Here is a 16,676-nt window from a genome sequence, read left to right on the forward strand (position 1 = left end):
GATCCATCAGTGGCTCAACCCGTATTTTTTCACTTTGTCGAACAGCGTGGTCTTGGCCATGCCCAGTTCCAGGCTGGCCTGGGTCAGGTTGCCGCCGCTGCGTTGCAGCGCGTCGCTGAGCAGGTTGCGTTCAAAGGCTTCCACCGCTTCGGCAAATGCCAAACCCTGGCCCGCGCTGCCGGCACCGGTTTTCTTGAAGGCCGGCAAACCGAGGGCAAAACGCTCGGCGACGTTGCGCAGTTCACGCACGTTGCCCGGCCAGTCGTGGCTCATCAGGTGCGACAGGGTCTGGTTATCCATTTCCGGTAGTGCGCGGTCGAAGCGCAGGGCCGATTGCTGGGTGAAGTGTTCGAACAGTTGCAGGATGTCTTCGCGGCGTTCGCGTAATGGCGGCAATTCCAGCGTCACCACGTTGAGGCGGTAGTACAAGTCACTGCGGAATTCGCCGGCCTTGCTCGATTCGTCGAGGTCGGATTTGGTCGCCGCAATCACCCGGCAGTCCACCGCCACGCTCTGGTTGGAACCGAGGCGTTCGAGGGTGCGTTCCTGCAACACGCGTAGCAATTTGATTTGCAGCGGCAGCGGCATGCTTTCCACTTCATCGAGGAACAGCGTGCCGCCGTCGGCGTGTTCGATCTTGCCGATGCGGCGCTTGCCAGCGCCGGTAAACGCGTTGGCCTCGTGACCGAAGATCTCGCTTTCGAAAAGGTTCTCCGGCAAACCGCCGCAGTTCAGTGCAACGAACTGCTTGCTGTGTCGCCGACTGAAGTCGTGCAGGCAGCGAGCGACCAGTTCTTTACCGGTGCCGGTTTCGCCTTCAATCAGGACGTTGGCCGAGGTGTCGGCGACGTTGGCGATCAATTCGCGCAGGTTCTGCATGGCCGGCGAGCGCCCGATGATCCGGCCTTCAAGCGAATCCCGCTCGGCCAGTTGCCTGCGCAGCGACGAGACCTCACGGGCGAGGCTGCGTTGCTCCAGCGCACGGCGTGCAACATCGACCAGGCGCTCCGGCGAGAACGGTTTCTCCATGAAGTCGTAGGCGCCTTTCTGCATTGCGCCAACTGCCATGGAGATGTCGCCGTGCCCGGTGATCAGCACCACCGGCAAGCTGCGGTCGCGTTGCTTGAGCCGGGTCAGCAGTTCGAGGCCATCGATGCCGGGCAGGCGAATGTCGCTGATGACGATACCGGCAAAGTTGTCGCCGACGCGCTCCAGCGCTTCTTCTGCACTGCCGACGCCGATGCTGGGAATGTCTTCCAGCGTCAGCGCTTGCTGGCAGCCGAGCAACACATGGGGGTCGTCTTCGACGATCAATACACTGAGGTCTTGGTTCATATTGGCTCGGCAGGAGTAGGGCTTACCAACGGTAAACTGAGAACGAAAGTGGTACCGCCGCCACCAGGGTGTTCGACACCCAAATGTCCGCCGGTGGCGGCGGCAAGGCTGGCGGAAAGCGTCAGGCCCAGGCCCAGGCCTTGTTCACCGGGCTTGGTGGTAAAGAACGGTTCGAACAGATGCTTGCGCGCTTCGACGTCGACACCGTGGCCATTGTCGCGCACCCGCAGGCGATATTTGCCATTGAACTCTTCACCTTCCAGCCACAGTTGCGGCAGCGGTTGCGCCTGCATGGCGTCGAGGGCGTTGCCGATCAGGTTGACCAGAATCTGTTCGAGGCGGGTCTGGTCGATGTGCAACTGCACATCAATGAATTGCCGGCGCAGTTGCAGTGCCGGATTTTCCAGGCGCGCTCCGAGCAATTGCAGCGCCGCGTCCACGGCTTTGCCGAGGCTGGCCTGGCCCTGATTGTCACCACGTCGGGCAAACGATCGCAGGCTGGCGGTGATCCGGCCCATGCGGTCGATCAGGTCGTTGATGGTTTTCAGATTGGTGCTGGCGACATCGAGCTGGCCGCGCTCGAGAAAACGCACGGTATTGCCTGAGAGAGTGCGCATGGCCGCCAGCGGCTGGTTCAATTCGTGGGCGATGCTCGTGGACATCTGGCCGATGGCGGCGAGTTTGCCGGCCTGCACCAGTTCATCCTGGGCCCGGCGCAGCGTCTCTTCAGCTTGCCGGCGTTCGCGGATCTGACTCTTGAGTCGGTCGTTGCTGGCACGCAGGTCGGCGGTGCGTTCGGTAATCCGACGCTCCAGTTGATTGTTGGCTTCCTGCAAGGCTTCGCGGGCGGCGAGGCGGGTGGCGATGACCTTGCGCCGCTCATTCCAGGCAATCAGCAGGAACGCCACCAGGGCAAATGCGACGGCGACCAGAATGCCTTGGTTGATCGCTTCGCGGCGCAAATCCTGAAGCGGCGTCAGCAGGGTGAAATTCCACGGTGTATCGCTAAGGGGCCGGGTCTGCGCCAGATAGCGGATGTCGTCTTCGTCGGAGTCGATTTCACTGTTGGACGGGAAGGTGAGTTTCTCCACGCCTTCGGACAAGGTTTCCCGGGCCAGCGGTTGCAGTTCGGTGAGCGGGAACCAGTAGTACTGCAAGCTGCGGGCGAGTTTCTCTTTGACTTCGTCGCTCAGCGGGATAACCGATTTGAGGCGTCTGGCCGGATCGCTGGACAGAATGATGATGCCGTTTTCATCGCTGACAAACGCTTCGAGGCGCGCCCGTTGCCAGCGTTCTTCCATGGCTTCGAGGCGCACTTTGACCACGGCGACGCCGATGATCTTGCCGTGTTCTTCCAGGCCATGGGCCAGGTAGTAGCCGGGTTCGCCGTTGGTGCTGCCGATCCCGTAGAAACGGCCCGGTTCACCGCGTATGGCTTTTTGAAAATAGGCACGGAAGGACAGGTCTTCGCCCAGATAACTGTCGACATCGCGCCAGTTGCTGGTGGCCATCACGCGGCCGGTGGTGTCCATCACGTAGATGGCCCGACTGCGGCTGCGCCGGTTCAGGCCTTCAAGGTAATCGTTGACCGTTTTCCGGTGCTCCGGAGTCGGGTCGGCCAGCAATTGCGGAACACTGGTTTCCAGTTCCAGCAGGCTGGGGAGGTAGGTGTATTTGCTGATTTCGCTCTCGACGGCGCGGGCGTGCAGTTCCAGCTGACGCTGGCCGTTCTCGCCAAGGCTACGGATACCGAAATGTTCACTGGTCCAGAAGCCGATAAAACCCAGTCCGACCATCAGGGCGATGATCAGCGGCGGCAAGAACAAGTGACGAATCAGACGGGGCTTCACGGCAAGTGATGGCGTTGCTGCGCGATAAAGATTGGGGTCGCATTTCATCACAGATGCCTTGGGTCAACCAGCACACTTGCAGCAAGTACGCTGTTCCTGTGGGAGCTGGCTTGCCAGCGATAGCGGTCTATCAGTCGACATCATCTTCAACTGACAAGGCCCCATCGCGGGCAAGCCCGCTCCCACAGGTACTGCAGTGTTTTTTAGTGCTGCAAGATTTTCTCGAGGAAGTGCTGCGCGCGTTCGGAGCGGGCGCTGATATCGCCGAAGAACTCTTCTTTCGGGCAGTCTTCGATGATTTTGCCGGCGTCCATGAAGATCACGCGGTCAGCCACTTTGCGCGCGAAGCCCATTTCGTGGGTCACGCACATCATGGTCATGCCTTCCTGGGCCAGTTGCACCATCACGTCGAGCACTTCGTTGACCATTTCCGGGTCGAGCGCCGAGGTCGGTTCGTCGAACAGCATGACGATCGGGTCCATCGCCAGCGCACGGGCAATCGCCACGCGCTGTTGCTGACCGCCGGACAATTGGCCCGGATGCTTGTGGGCGTGAGCCGACAGGCCGACGCGCTCCAGCAGTTGCAGACCTTTTTTGGTCGCCTCTTCCTTGCTGCGGCCCAACACCTTGATCTGCGCGATGGTCAGGTTTTCGGTGATGGTCAGGTGCGGGAACAGTTCGAAATGCTGGAACACCATGCCCACGCGCGAGCGCAGTTTCGGCAGGTTGGTCTTCGGGTCGGCAATCGAAGTGCCGTCGACCACGATGTCGCCTTTCTGGAACGGTTCCAGCGCGTTGACGCATTTGATCAGGGTCGACTTGCCGGAACCCGACGGGCCGCAAACCACGATCACTTCGCCTTTTTTGACCTCGGTGCTGCAATCAGTCAGCACCTGGAAGTCCCCATACCACTTGTTGATGTTCTTGATAGAGATCATACGGCGAACCTTTTTTGCAGACGCTTGACCAGCAGCGAGGCGGCAAAGCTGATTGTGAAGTACACGAGACCTGCGAAGATCAGGAACTCATTGGAGCGGCCAATGATGTCGCCACTGGCGCGCGAGGCATTGAGGAAGTCCACCAGGCCCACGGTGTAAACCAGTGAGGTGTCCTGGAACAGAATGATGCTCTGTTGCAGCAACAGCGGGGTCATCTTGCGAAACGCTTGCGGCAGGATGATCAGACGCATCATCTGTCCGTAGCTCATGCCCAGCGCTTGCGCCGCGCCCATCTGACCTTTGGGAATCGACTGCACACCGGCACGGACGATTTCGCAGAAGTAAGCCGCTTCAAACATCATGAACGCGACGATGCATGAGGTGAACGCGCCGATCGGGGTGTCTTCGCCGGTGATCCAGCGCAGCACGAACGGCACCGCCAGATAGAACCAGGTGATCACCAGCAGCAGCGGGATCGAACGGAAATAGTTGACGTAGGCGCCGGCAACCCGCGACAGCAGTTTGCTCGAGGACAAACGCATCAGCGCCAGGATGGTGCCGAGAATGATCCCGCCCACCACGCCCATCGCCATCAGCTTGAGGGTCATCACCATGCCGTTCCACAAACCGGGAATGGCCGGGACGATGCCACTGAAATCAAATTCCATTATTTACCCCCCACGGAGATCAGGCCGGGCACGGCAACTTTCTTCTCGACCACGCGCATCAGCAGCATGAGGCTCATGTTCAGGGTGAAATAAATCAGGGTAGCGAGGGTGAACGCTTCAAACAGGTTGGCCGAGAACTCGGCAGTCTGTTTGGTCTGCGCGAGCAGCTCCATCAGCCCGATCAGCGAGGCCACGGAGGAGTTCTTGAAGACGTTCAAAAATTCCGAGGTAAGCGGCGGAATGATGATCCGGTAGGCCTGGGGCAGCAGCACGTTCCAGTAGATTTGCGGCAGCTTGAAGCCCATGGCGCGAGCGGCCGATTCCTGGCCACGCGGCAGCGCCTGGATGCCGGTACGCACTTGTTCGCAAACACGCGCGGCGGTGAACAGACCCAGGCACACGACCACGCTCAGGTAAGCCGAGGTGGTTGGGTTGAGGTCCTGTTTGTACCACTCTTGCAGATCGGCGGGCAGCAGGTCGGGCACCAGGAAGTACCAGATGAACAGCTGCACCAGCAGCGGCACGTTACGGAACAGCTCGACATAGCAGGTCGCAATGCCCGACACGATGCGGTTCGGCACGGTGCGCATGACGCCCAGTATCGAGCCCAGCAGCAGAGCGATGATCCAGGCCACGATGGCGATGGCGATGGTCCAGCCCAGACCGGAAATGAACCAGTCGAGATAGGTCTCGCTGCCCACGCCGGTGGACTTGAAGAACACGCTCCAGTCCCAGTTGTAATTCATTAGGGTCTCCCCTCGATTCGATCGATATACAAGTGCCCGCCTGGGAAACTCCGTTCCCTCTGATCGTGAAGATCAGGCACACGCGATCGGCTCGACAGCCACCGGTTCGAGTGTTTCCAGAATGTGCCAGCAGGGAGTGACAAACTCCTGAAAGGGCCGAGCCCCTTCAGGAGATAAGGTTAGTCAGAAATCAGGATTTCTTGTCGTCAGCCGCTTTATCGGTCGGATTGGCGATCAGAGCCTTGAGCTCGTCGCTCATCGGGAAGTTCAGGTTCAGGCCTTTTGGTGGAATCGGCGCCATGAACCACTTGTCGTAGATCTTGGTGATCGCGCCCGATGCGTAGGTCGCCTTGATGGCGTCATCCACAGCCTTTTTGAACGGCTCGTCGCCTTTGCGCATCATGCAGCCGTAGATTTCGTAGGACTGTGGAGTGCCGGTCACGGCCCAGTCGGTGGCTTTCTTGGCCTTGGCCGCTTCGCCGGCCAGCAGTGCGTCGTCCATCATGAACGCAACGGCACGACCCGATTCCAGCATCTGGAAGGATTCACCGTGGTCTTTGGCGGAGATGACGTTCATGCCCATCTGCTTGTCGGCATTCATCGCCTTGAGGATGCGCTCGGACGTGGTGCCGGCGGTGGTCACGACGTTCTTGCCTTTGAGGTCGTCGAAATCCTTGTACTTGGAGTCAACCTTGGACAGCAGACGGGTACCGATTTCGAAGATGCCGACGGAGAAGTCAACCTGCTGCTGACGCTCGACGTTGTTGGTGGTGGAGCCGCACTCGACGTCCACGGTGCCGTTCTGCACCAGCGGGATACGGGTTTGCGAGGTCACCAGGTTGTATTTGACCTGCAGGTTTGGAAGGTCGAGGTCTTTCTTGATCGCTTCGACGATAGCCAGCTGGATATCGTGGGAGTAGCCGACCGGTTTGCCGGAGGCATCAGCGATGTAGGAAAACGGGATGGAGGCATCGCGGTGGCCCAGGGTGATGACACCGGACTCTTTGATCTTCTTCAGGGTGCCGGTGAGTTCGGCAGCGAAAACTGGCGTGCTGATCAGAGCGGCAGCAATGGCTGCGCCCAGGATATGGGGAACGATGCGCATCAAATTTTCCTCGACATTGTTTTTTTTATGGAGCCAGTTTGTCGGCCCTTTTGTGCTTCGAATGCCTGACGGCTCCTGCAGTGTTGGCACAGCAGGCATTCGTCGAGAGAGTGTAGAGCATGAGTCGTGCCATACCAGTCGGTAACACCTAAGGCTCTGATTTATAACGCTATTAAAATTTTATGGCAGTTTTTTGTGGTGTATCTGATCCGGTTAACCGAATCGACCGCAAAGTCGCGTTCGGAAAACCGAATGGTTGGAGGCCTCTTACCCTGGCCCTTCCGAAACGTTGGACCGCGCAGAGGGGAGAGGGCCGGGGTGAGGCAACTGAACCCACATAAAAAAGCCCCTGAATCTCACAATTCAGGGGCTTTCATTTAAGCGATGGTTATATCAAGCCGCTTCAATCTTGCGATTCTGCTCGACCTTGCCCAGATACGCCGCCAGTTTCTCCTGCTCGGCAGGTGTGGTGAACAGCCCCAGCTTGCTGCGACGCCACAGAATATCGTGCGCGGTCGTTGCCCACTCTTCGCTGCACAGGTAGTCGACCTCACGGGTGTAGAGCCCGCCACCAATGTGTTCACCCATGTCCGCGAGGGTTTCCACGCCTTCGAGCATGCGCCAGGTGCGGCTGCCGTAGGTGGTGGACCAGCGGCGGGCGATCTCGGTTGGCACGAAGTCGAACTTGTCGCGGATCAACGCGCTCAAGGCCTGCGGGGTGGTCATGTCTTCGCCGCCTGGCAGGGTCGCCGAAGCCGTCCAGCTCGGGCGCATCTGGGTGAAGTGCGGCATCAACTGCGCCATCGCCGACTCGGCGAGTTTGCGGTAGGTGGTCAGCTTGCCGCCGAATACCGACAGCAGCGGTGCTTCCTCACCGCCACCCGACAATGCCAAGGTGTAATCGCGAGTCACGGCCGACGGGTTATCGGACTCGTCGTTGCACAGCGGACGCACACCCGAGTAGCTGTGCTGGATGTCGTCGCGGCTGACTTGTTTCTTGAAGTGTGCGTTGACCACTTTCAGCAGGTAATCGGTTTCGCCGTCGGTGATCGCCACTTTGGCTGGATCGCCGGTGTACTCGCGGTCGGTGGTGCCGATCAAGGTGAAGTGGTTCAGGTACGGAATAGTGAAAACGATGCGCTGATCTTCGTTTTGCAGAATGTGCGCATGTTCACCTTCGTACAGCTTCGGCACGATGACGTGGCTGCCCTGAATCAGACGGATGCCGTATGGCGATTCCATCTTCAGGTCGTCGCGAATGAACTTGGCAACCCATGGACCCGCGGCGTTGACCAGTGCTTTGGCAGTGATCGAGAACAGGCTGCCGTCGGCGCGCTCAAGATTCAGATGCCACAAACCTTTGGCGCGGCGGGCGCTGACGCAACGGGTCTGGGTGTGCACATGGGCGCCTTTTTCCCGCGCAGCCATGGCGTTCAGCACCACGAGGCGGGCGTCGTCGACCCAGCAATCGGAGTATTCGAAGCCTTTGGTGATTTCGCTTTTCAGTGCGCTGTCGGCGCCGAACTTAAGACTGCGCGAGCCTGCAAGTTTTTCGCGCTTGCCGAGGTTGTCGTACAGGAACAGACCGGCACGAATCATCCACGCCGGACGCAGGTGCGGACGGTGCGGCAGCACGAAGCGCATCGGCTTGACGATGTGCGGCGCCTTGGCCAGCAACACTTCGCGCTCAGCCAGCGCTTCACGCACCAAGCGGAACTCGTAATGTTCGAGATAGCGCAGACCACCGTGGATCAGCTTGCTGCTGGCCGACGAGGTGTGGCTGGCCAAATCATCTTTTTCGCAAAGAAACACCGAGAGACCGCGACCGGCGGCATCCGCTGCGATCCCCACCCCATTGATCCCGCCACCGATGACGGCGATATCGTAGATCTCGGAGATAGGGGGCGTACGCAAGGTAGATGTAGACATCGGCTGGCCTCGGGCTCTTGTGATTTTCTGTATTTGAATTCGAACATTAATGTTCATTTGCGAAAATGGTAGCCCATAAACACGCGCACAGCCAGCCGCATTCGATTGAAAAAACTCATCGAAGGGCCGTTAAAGGAAAATTTCCGAACATTAAATGCGCGAAGGGGCGCTAGATGTGTGCTGTTTACTCGATTGCCTTCGCGAGCAGGCTCGCTCCCACAGTTTGAAATGCATTCCAATGTGGGAGCGAGCCTGCTCGCGAAGGCGTCGGCGCAGCAAATGAAGATTAGGGGGGCTAAACGACTTCCAGGCGAATCTTGTGCTGGCTCAACAACTGCGCCAATGCCGGCACCGGTTGCTGGTCGGTCACCAGGCAATCAATCAGGCTGATCGGCCCGAGCCGGATCATCGCGTTACGCCCGAACTTGCTCGAGTCCGCCGCCAGAATCACCTGGCGTGCATTGGCAATGATCGCCTGCGAAACCCGGACTTCCTGATAATCGAAGTCGAGCAGACTGCCGTCCTCGTCGATACCACTGATACCGACCAGGGCAAAATCAACCTTGAACTGATTGATGAAATCCACACTCGCCTGACCCACAACACCGCCATCGCGACGGACATTGCCACCGGTCAGCAGCACATCGAAATCATCCTTGGCACTGAGCATCGACGCCACGTGCAGGTTATTGGTGATGATTTTCAGGTGGTTGTGGTTGAGCAGGGCGCGGGCAATCGACTCGGTGGTGGTGCCGATGTTGATAAACAGCGAGGCATGATCGGGAATCTGTGCGGCGATGGCTTCACCAATGCGTTGTTTTTCATCGCGCATCTGATCGGCGCGCATCGCATAGGCAGTGTTTTCGACGCTGGAATCATAGGCAGCGCCGCCGTGGTAACGACGCAGCAGATTGGCTTCCGCGAGCTGATTGATGTCGCGGCGGATGGTTTGCGGGGTAACAACGAACAGCGTAGCCATTTCCTCGATGCTCACATAGCCGCGTTCGCGGACCAGCTCGAGGATTTGCTGCTGACGGGGAGGCAGATTCATGGGGCTTCCTTTGGGCTGCCGTGCAAAATTTGCCCATGATGCCGCAGGAATCTCCTCCCGACCAGTTTCCAGCTTTAGTCAGTCCTCAGACTGGCTTATTCGGCGTCCTCACGCGCCCAGTCACGGGTGCGGCTGACGGCTTTTTTCCAGCCTTTGTACAGCTTCTCTTTCTCGACTTCGTCCAGGCTCGGTTCGAACTCACGCTCGATCACCGCTTTGCCACGCAGTTCATCCAGGCTGCCCCAGAAGCCGCATGCCAGACCGGCCAGATACGCCGCGCCCAGTGCCGTGGTTTCGCGCATTTGTGGGCGCTCGACCTGGGTGCCGAGGATGTCGGCCTGGAACTGCATGAGGAAGTTGTTCGCCACCGCGCCGCCGTCTACGCGCAGGGCCTTGAGGCGTTCGCCGGAGTCCTGTTGCATGGCGTCGAGGACGTCGCGGGTCTGGTAGGCGATCGATTCCAGCGCGGCGCGGATGATGTGATCCACGCGTACGCCGCGAGTCAGGCCGAACAGCGCGCCACGGGCATACGGGTCCCAGTAGGGAGCGCCGAGACCGGTAAAGGCCGGTACCAGGTACACGCCGTTGCTGTCCTTGACCTTGTTGGCGAAGTATTCGGTGTCGTGGGCGTCGTTGATGATTTTTAGCTCATCGCGCAGCCACTGCACAGTCGAGCCGCCGTTGAATACCGCACCTTCCAGCGCATAAGCGACTTCGCCGCGCGGGCCGCAAGCGATGGTGGTGAGCATGCCGTGCTTGGATTTCACTGCCTTGTCGCCGGTGTTCATCAGCAGGAAGCAGCCGGTGCCATAGGTGTTTTTCGCTTGGCCCGGCTCAACGCACATCTGGCCGAACAACGCCGCTTGCTGGTCACCGGCGATACCGCCGATGGCAATGCCGCTTTTGGTGCGGCCATAGATCTCGGACGAGGCTTTCACTTCCGGGAGCATTTCGCGCGGGATGTCGAGGATCTCCAGCATCTTCGCGTCCCACTCAAGCGAATGAATGTTGAAGAGCATGGTGCGCGAGGCGTTGGTGTAGTCGGTGACGTGCACCTTGCCGCCGGTGAATTTCCAGATCAGCCAGCTATCGATGGTACCGAACAGCAATTCGCCGTTGCGCGCACGCTCGCGGCTGCCTTCGACGTTGTCGAGGATCCACTTCAATTTGGTGCCGGAGAAGTACGGGTCGGTGACCAGGCCCGTGGTGTCACGGATGTACTCTTCGTGGCCATCGCGCTTGAGCTGCTGGCAGATCTCGGTGCTGCGGCGGCACTGCCAGACGATGGCGTTGTAGACCGGACGGCCGGTGGTCTTGTCCCAGACTACGGTGGTTTCACGCTGGTTGGTGATGCCGATGGCGGCGACCTGATCGTGATGCAGACCGGCCTGGGCCAGCGCTTCGACCATCACTGCGCTCTGGGTGGCGAAGATTTCCATCGGGTCGTGTTCGACCCAGCCGGCTTGCGGGTAATGCTGGGCGAATTCGCGCTGCGCGGTGCAAACCACGTTCGCATCGCGGTCGAAAATGATCGCGCGGGAGCTGGTTGTACCCTGATCGAGGGCAATGATGTAGTTCTTATTCTGAATGTCGGTCATGTCGATTGCCTTGGACGAAATAAGGGAGAGTGGGCCGTGGCGCAGGTTCTAAAGGGCAGGAACCCGCGCCGACTGTTTCAAGAAGTTCTTGGTTTGCCGTCAATGGCCGGTTCTGCATCCTTTGTAGCAGGTGTGGCGCCGGTCAGGTGGCGGGCGATGAGCCCGCGATACCCGGCAGCGCCGAGGCAGGCACCGACAATCGGTGCAAAAATCGGAATCAGGAAATACGGAATATCACGGCCGCCAGTGAAGGAAATTTCACCCCAGCCCGCAAAGAAAGTCATCAGTTTCGGACCAAAATCACGCGCAGGGTTCATCGCAAAACCGGTCAGCGGGCCCATCGAACTGCCGATCACTGCGATCAGCAAACCGATCAGTAGCGGTGCCATCGGGCCTTTCGGCAAGCCATTGTTGTCATCGGTCAGGGCCATGATCACGCCCATCAGGATCGCGGTAATGATCATCTCGACCAGGAACGCCTGGGCGGTCGACAGCACCGGGTTCGGGAATGTCGAGAACACCGACGCCAACTCAAGGCTGGCGGCCGAGCCACGAACCATTTGATGGGTTTGTTCGAAATCGAAGAAAAGGTTGCTGTAAAGCGTGTAAACCAACAGTGCACCGCAGAAGGCGCCGGCAATTTGCGAGAGGATGTAGAACGGCAGTTTGCGCTTTTCGAAGTCGGCGAAGATTGTCAGGGCGATGCTCACGGCAGGGTTCAGGTGCGCGCCGGAAACACCGGCAGTGAGGTAGATCGCCATGCTCACGCCGACGCCCCAGATGATGCTGATTTCCCACAGGCCGAAGCTGGCACCCGCGACTTTGAGCGCGGCGACACAACCGGTACCGAAGAAGATCAGGAGTGCAGTACCCAGGAACTCGGCCATGCATTGGCCCGAGAGCGATGGTTGCTGTAAAGCAGTTGTCATTGAAAACCTCGATTTTTGTTGTTGTCTGGCGCGTTGCCAACAGGGCAAGGCGCGATCTTCTCCGAGGCAGGATCCCCATCCTGTTCCCGGTTTACTGCTGGGTGCTGTAATAACCGTAATTTTTACATTATTCAGATTCGAAAAAATATAGACAAGAAACAAAGCTGTCAAAGGTCGAAAGTGAACTGTCGGTCACAATGTAACTATTCGTGGTGTGAATGATTGCGTGCCGTCGGCGCAGTGATGCGTGCTCGGAATGCCGGCAGGCCGCGGGAAACGTGGCCTGGAATAGAGCCTTTTGTGATGTGATGGCCTAGAATCCGGCGCAGGAATTTCCTGCCACTGCCGAGCCTGGAGTTGCCATGACCCCTGCGTTGGACCTGTTGAAAAAAGTTCGTGCCGAACATCGCGTGCACAGTTACGAACATGATCCGAAGGCCGCGTCTTATGGGCTGGAGGCCGCAGAGAAGCTTGGTCTCGAGCCTGCGCAGGTGTTCAAGACGCTGCTGGCGGCCAGTGAAAAAGGCGAACTGCTGGTGGCGGTGGTGCCGGTCGTCGGAAGCCTCGACCTCAAGGGCTTGGCCCATGCCGCTGGCGTGAAAAAAGCCGAGATGGCAGACCCGGCGGCGGCTCAGCGCTCCACTGGGTATTTGTTGGGTGGTATCAGCCCTTTGGGGCAGAAAAAGCGCCTGCGCACCTTTATTGATAATTCAGCCCAGGGTTTTGCTTCTATTTATGTCAGCGCCGGTCGGCGAGGGCTGGAGGTCGAGTTGGCGCCGACAATTCTCGCCGAACATACCCAGGCGAAATTTGCCGATATTGGTCGAGCGTGACAGTCACCTGCGCTGTATGAAGAAATTTCGCCGGATCTGTCACTGGCGCTGATTTCATCGTGGTTGCATGCTCTGCCGACTGACTCAGGGAGAAGGTTATGCAGCTCGAATTTCATCAGGTCGACGCGTTCAGTGATCGGCCGTTCAGTGGCAATCCGGCGATGGTCTATCGGCTCGATGCGTGGCTCGCCGATGAGTTGATGCAGAAAATCGCCGCCGAACACAATCTGGCGGAAACCGCGTTTATGGTGCGTGAAGGCCAGGCTTGGCATATTCGCTGGTTTACCCCGACCACCGAAGTGCCGTTGTGCGGTCACGCGACGCTGGCCAGCGCTTATGTTCTGTTCGAAATCTACAAGGAAAGTGCTGAACGTATCGACTTCACCTGCAAGTCCGGGCCGCTGAGCGTAAGCCGTGAGGAGGGCCGCCTGTGGCTGGATTTTCCCTCGATTGTGCCGTCGGAGATTGGTGTGACGCTGGATGTCGAGCGTGCGCTGGGTGTCGAGGCGGTGGATGTGCTGGGCTCCAACGAACTGTTCGTGGTGCTTGAATCGGAGCAGGCGGTGCTCGAGTGCACGCCGGACATGGTCGCATTGGCCAAACTGCCGTGGCTGGGCGCTATCGTCACTGCGCGCGGCAATCAGCACGATTTCGTCTCGCGTTATTTCGCTCCGGCGATTGGCATCAATGAAGACCCGGTGACCGGTTCGACTCATTGCAGCCTGATCCCTTACTGGTCGAAGCGTCTGGGCAAGTCGAGCCTGACCGCGTGTCAGCGTTCGGCACGAGGCGGAGAGTTGTTCTGTCGGTTCGAGGGGGAGCGGGTGAAGATTGGCGGGAATGCGACGCTGGTTGCGAGCGGCACATTAGTGTTGGGTTGAGAAACGAAAAGATCGCAGCCTGCGGCAGCTCCTACAGGGATCACTGTAGGCGCTGCCCAAAGCTGCGATCTTTTGGTCGTCAGAGAGCGGTGCTGTAGCGCCTAACGCCGTTTTCCACCGCGGGAATCTGCGCCGCCGTGCTACCCGAGGCCTGGAACAACACCAGATGTTCGGCCGCAACGCGAATACCGACCTCAGCACCGACCTGATGATCGGCGTGGCTCGGGAAAATAGATTCAAGTTGTGCACCGGTCGGCAGTTGCAGGCGATACAGCGTCGATGCGCCCTGGAACGTCTTGCCGACAATGTGCGCCTTCAGCGGGCTATCCGGCGCATACACGATGTCATCCGGACGCAGCAACACATCCACCGCGCCGCCAATTGGCCAGGTATAAGCCCGATTGCCGCGCAATTCGCCGAGTTCGGTCTGCACCGATTCCGGGCTGGCGAGCTGGCCGCGAATGAAGTAGCCCTGACCGATAAAACTGGCCACGAACTGGGTTGCCGGTTCGTGATACAGGTTGTACGGCGTATCCCATTGCTCCAGTCGACCTTCCTTGAAAACGCCGACGTGATCGCTCACGGCGAAGGCTTCTTCCTGGTCGTGGGTTACCAGAATCGCGCTGGTGCCACGAGCCTTGAGGATGTCGCGCACTTCGTGGCTGAGCTTGCGTCGCAGTTCGCCATCGAGGTTGGAGAATGGTTCATCAAGCAGCAGTAATTGCGGCTCTGGCGCCAAGGCGCGGGCGAGGGCTACGCGCTGTTGCTGGCCACCGGAGAGCTCGTGCGGGAAGCGCTTGCCGAGGTTTTTCAGGTTGACCAGTTCCAGCAGCTCTTCGGTGACGCGCGTTTTGTTCGGGTGCTTGCGAATGCCAAAGGCAATGTTGTCCGCAACACACAGGTGCGGAAACAGCGCGTAGTCCTGAAACACCATGCCAATCCGGCGTTTCTCGGGCGCCAGGGTGAAACCGGCGCTGGAAATGGTCTCGCCGCCCAGGGTGATTTCGCCCTCGTGCACCGGTTCGAAACCGGCAATCGCGCGCAGGGTGGTGGTCTTGCCGCAGCCGGACGAGCCGAGCAGGCAACCGATGTCACCGGCGTTGAGGTGCAGATTAAGGTTCTGCACCACACGTTGGTCCTGATAGCCGCAAGCGAGGTTGCGCAGGTTCAGCAGTAATTCATGGCTCATGCGTGGTGATATGCCGGTTCGACGAGGAACTCGAGCAAGGCCTTCTGTGCGTGGAGACGGTTTTCTGCCTGATCCCAAGCGACGGAGCGCGGGTCATCCAGCAGGTCGAGACTGATTTCTTCGCCACGGTGCGCGGGCAGGCAATGCAGGAACAGCACGTCCTCGGCCGCGAGGTCGAGCAGGGCACGATTGACCTGGAACGGTGCGAACAACTTGAGGCGCTTGGCGGTTTCCTCTTCCTGGCCCATGGAGGTCCAGACGTCGGTGCTCACCAGGTGTGCACCGCGCACGGCATCCTTTGGATCGCGGACGATGGTCACACGATCGCCGGCATTGGCGACAAACTCCGGGTTGGGCTCGTAGCCTTCCGGGCAGGCGATGCGCAACTGGAAGTCGAACTGGATCGCCGCTTCTATATAGCTGTTGCACATGTTGTTGCCGTCGCCGATCCAGGCAACGGTTTTGCCCTGGATCGAGCCACGATGCTCAAGAAAAGTCTGCATGTCGGCCAGCAACTGGCACGGGTGCAGGTCATCGGACAGGCCGTTGATCACCGGCACGCGCGAGTTGGCGGCAAATTCGGTGAGAGTGCTGTGCGCGAACGTACGGATCATCACCGCATCAAGCATGCTCGACATGACGATGGCGCAGTCGCCGATCGGCTCGCCACGGCCCAGTTGCGTGTCGCGCGGCGAAAGAAAGATCGCCTGACCGCCGAGCTGGATCATGCCGGCCTCGAATGAGATCCGGGTGCGGGTCGAGGATTTCTCGAAGATCATCCCCAGCACGCGGTTTTTCAGAGGCTCGAACAGTACGCCGCGGTTACGCAGGTCCTTGAGCTCAACGCCTCGACGGATCACGCTGACCAGCTCTTCGGGCGTGCAATCCATCAGGGAGAGAAAGTGCCTTGCGCTCATCATTGACTACCTTTTGCTACAAACCGCAGATGCTCAAAGCCTTGTTTAACGGAACAACGGGCGAGACCTGCGGCGTAAGCCGCACAGGGGCGACGAAATAGGGGAAGGCGCGATATTGACACTAAATGTCGCGTTTTTCCAATAGGCTACGGTTTTTGCGGGATTCGGAGGGCGGACGGCAAGTTGCAGTCGCGCATTTGAAGCCGGGTTCAGGACAGCAGCGAGCCTCTTTGTACACTGGCCTTACCGGGCTTGGCAATCAGGCGTGGCGGGTATGGCGCCACGCAGGTCGGTTTGATACCGGGTGATCGGGTAATCGCTTGGTCGGATGTTCGCGTTGAAACATTTGCTAAAGCAAAGTGCTGAGTTATAAATAGCCTTCGAGCGACGCAGGAAGCCTCCGCATGGAATCGAAAGAACAACTGTTAATGGATTTGCTGGGCCATACGGCTCGCTCCTTGACCCATCTCACCGCTTCAATGACCTCGATGTCCTTCGAACTGCTGCGCAGCGAGGACGAAGTGGTCAAGGCTGCCAGCCGTCAAATGATCGATCGCATGGCGACCATCAGTACCGGGCTCGACGAGCATTGGCGCCTGATCGGCGAACTCACCGGTGTGCACATCGCCCACGAGCAGATCGAAACCATTCAGGAAATCCAGTTGGCGCCGCCACCCACTCTGCCGATCAATTGATCGCGTCGGGCT

The 16,676-nt window shown here is 59.0% G+C and carries 15 protein-coding genes; 3 read left to right on the forward strand and 12 right to left on the reverse strand.

Annotation, left to right across the window (positions count from 1 at the left end):
* Positions 1-6: 6 nt before the first annotated feature.
* The 10 genes from AB4P92_RS22230 to AB4P92_RS22275 form a co-directional block, all read right to left on the reverse strand.
* Entirely contained in the window at positions 7-1,335 is a 1,329-nt protein-coding gene (locus AB4P92_RS22230) for a sigma-54 dependent transcriptional regulator (protein ID WP_042560756.1), read from the reverse strand.
* A complete protein-coding gene (locus AB4P92_RS22235; protein ID WP_395598165.1) occupies positions 1,332-3,233 on the reverse strand; it encodes an ATP-binding protein in 1,902 nt (633 codons plus the stop codon). Before AB4P92_RS22235 ends, AB4P92_RS22230 begins: the two co-directional genes overlap by 4 nt.
* 155 nt (positions 3,234-3,388) lie before the next feature.
* Positions 3,389-4,123, reverse strand: coding sequence for an amino acid ABC transporter ATP-binding protein (locus AB4P92_RS22240; protein WP_042560754.1), 735 nt, complete (start codon positions 4,121-4,123; stop codon positions 3,389-3,391).
* Complete coding sequence (locus AB4P92_RS22245; protein ID WP_042560753.1) at positions 4,120-4,791, reverse strand: amino acid ABC transporter permease; 672 nt, start codon at positions 4,789-4,791, stop codon at positions 4,120-4,122. Before AB4P92_RS22245 ends, AB4P92_RS22240 begins: the two co-directional genes overlap by 4 nt.
* Complete coding sequence (locus tag AB4P92_RS22250) at positions 4,791-5,537, reverse strand: amino acid ABC transporter permease (protein WP_042560752.1); 747 nt, start codon at positions 5,535-5,537, stop codon at positions 4,791-4,793. The genes AB4P92_RS22245 and AB4P92_RS22250 overlap by 1 nt, the downstream gene beginning before the upstream one ends.
* Positions 5,538-5,727: 190 nt before the next feature.
* Positions 5,728-6,642 (reverse strand): glutamate/aspartate ABC transporter substrate-binding protein, encoded by a 915-nt coding sequence (locus tag AB4P92_RS22255; RefSeq protein ID WP_042560751.1) that lies wholly within the window; start codon positions 6,640-6,642, stop codon positions 5,728-5,730.
* Positions 6,643-7,035: 393 nt separating this feature from the next.
* Positions 7,036-8,571: a glycerol-3-phosphate dehydrogenase gene (glpD, locus tag AB4P92_RS22260; RefSeq protein ID WP_042560750.1), complete on the reverse strand. Its 1,536-nt coding sequence runs from the start codon at positions 8,569-8,571 to the stop codon at positions 7,036-7,038.
* A 295-nt stretch (positions 8,572-8,866) separates the two neighbouring features.
* A complete protein-coding gene (locus AB4P92_RS22265) occupies positions 8,867-9,622 on the reverse strand; it encodes a DeoR/GlpR family transcriptional regulator (RefSeq protein ID WP_007916700.1) in 756 nt (251 codons plus the stop codon).
* A gap of 95 nt (positions 9,623-9,717) precedes the next feature.
* Positions 9,718-11,220, reverse strand: coding sequence for a glycerol kinase GlpK (gene glpK / locus AB4P92_RS22270; RefSeq protein ID WP_042560749.1), 1,503 nt, complete (start codon positions 11,218-11,220; stop codon positions 9,718-9,720).
* Between the two features lie 77 nt (positions 11,221-11,297).
* The gene (locus tag AB4P92_RS22275) at positions 11,298-12,149 is read right to left on the reverse strand and encodes an MIP/aquaporin family protein (protein ID WP_042560748.1); all 852 of its coding nucleotides are present in this window, start codon (positions 12,147-12,149) and stop codon (positions 11,298-11,300) included.
* A 362-nt stretch (positions 12,150-12,511) separates the two neighbouring features.
* Here AB4P92_RS22275 and ybaK point away from each other — a divergent pair, with 362 nt between their 5' ends.
* Together ybaK and AB4P92_RS22285 are read left to right on the forward strand one after the other, a co-directional pair.
* Complete coding sequence (ybaK, locus tag AB4P92_RS22280) at positions 12,512-12,982, forward strand: Cys-tRNA(Pro) deacylase (protein WP_042560747.1); 471 nt, start codon at positions 12,512-12,514, stop codon at positions 12,980-12,982.
* A 98-nt stretch (positions 12,983-13,080) separates the two neighbouring features.
* Positions 13,081-13,863 (forward strand): PhzF family phenazine biosynthesis protein, encoded by a 783-nt coding sequence (locus AB4P92_RS22285; RefSeq protein WP_047302905.1) that lies wholly within the window; start codon positions 13,081-13,083, stop codon positions 13,861-13,863.
* 79 nt (positions 13,864-13,942) lie between these two features.
* Here the strand turns inward: AB4P92_RS22285 and AB4P92_RS22290 are convergent, their stop codons facing one another.
* Together AB4P92_RS22290 and argF are read right to left on the reverse strand one after the other, a co-directional pair.
* On the reverse strand, positions 13,943-15,052 hold the full coding sequence (locus AB4P92_RS22290) for an ABC transporter ATP-binding protein (protein WP_395598166.1): 1,110 nt from the start codon (positions 15,050-15,052) through the stop codon (positions 13,943-13,945).
* Complete coding sequence (gene argF, locus AB4P92_RS22295) at positions 15,049-15,969, reverse strand: ornithine carbamoyltransferase (RefSeq protein WP_042560744.1); 921 nt, start codon at positions 15,967-15,969, stop codon at positions 15,049-15,051. The genes AB4P92_RS22290 and argF overlap by 4 nt, the downstream gene beginning before the upstream one ends.
* A gap of 404 nt (positions 15,970-16,373) precedes the next feature.
* Here argF and AB4P92_RS22300 point away from each other — a divergent pair, with 404 nt between their 5' ends.
* On the forward strand, positions 16,374-16,664 hold the full coding sequence (locus AB4P92_RS22300; protein WP_042560743.1) for a hypothetical protein: 291 nt from the start codon (positions 16,374-16,376) through the stop codon (positions 16,662-16,664).
* The last annotated feature ends 12 nt before the right edge of the window (positions 16,665-16,676 follow it).

This window comes from Pseudomonas sp. A0308 (assembly GCF_044218815.1).
GTDB classification, from domain to species: domain Bacteria; phylum Pseudomonadota; class Gammaproteobacteria; order Pseudomonadales; family Pseudomonadaceae; genus Aquipseudomonas; species Aquipseudomonas iridis.